This is a genomic window from Jannaschia rubra (assembly GCF_001403735.1).
In the GTDB taxonomy this organism is placed as follows: domain Bacteria; phylum Pseudomonadota; class Alphaproteobacteria; order Rhodobacterales; family Rhodobacteraceae; genus Jannaschia; species Jannaschia rubra.
The window spans coordinates 1-544 of the sequence record NZ_CXPG01000004.1 but is presented as its reverse complement, the minus strand read 5'-3'; the positions used below and the strand labels follow the sequence as shown (position 1 = coordinate 544).

The 544-nt window shown below is 59.7% G+C and carries 1 protein-coding gene; it reads left to right on the top strand.

Features of this window, described 5'->3' with window-relative positions:
- Positions 1–166: 166 nt before the first annotated feature.
- On the top strand, positions 167–544 hold a 378-nt coding region (locus JAN5088_RS00020; RefSeq protein ID WP_144431836.1), incomplete at its 3' end, for a hypothetical protein.

Below are 544 nucleotides of genomic sequence, written 5' to 3'. Positions count from 1 at the left end.
GTTCCAATTTGCACCGCGCGCGTTTCCCACGACGCACTGACCGCACAGCTTACCTTCCGTCGATCCCACCTGGAAGCATGGCAGGATTTGCGGCAACGAACGAACGACCTCCTGCGATGCTTCCTCACCTATCCGATCTCGGTCGCACCAGAATAGGAACACCATCATGCCCCTCGCGCTGACCTCGTCCCGCATTGCCATCCTCCGCGACCACGTCACGGCGGGGGATCGGATCGCCTACTACGAGCAACTCGGCGAATGGGGCTATCGTTATGGTGCCTTGGCCGTTGGCGTGGTGACGCAGGAGACCTTCTCCGGCGAGGTGGCCAACATTTTTAACGAAGCCGTCGCGAACCGATCCGGCATTCTGCTGTTCCCCAATGACTTCGCGCAGATCGGGATCGATCTGATGATCCGCGACTTCAATGCGCGCACGGCAGCCGGTTCTCCCGCACTGCGCGGTGAAGAACTGTCGGTCAACACGATTGAGGACTATCACGAGTTGGCCTTCGCACGCTTTGGAGTTCCAATCACCGCATGGACG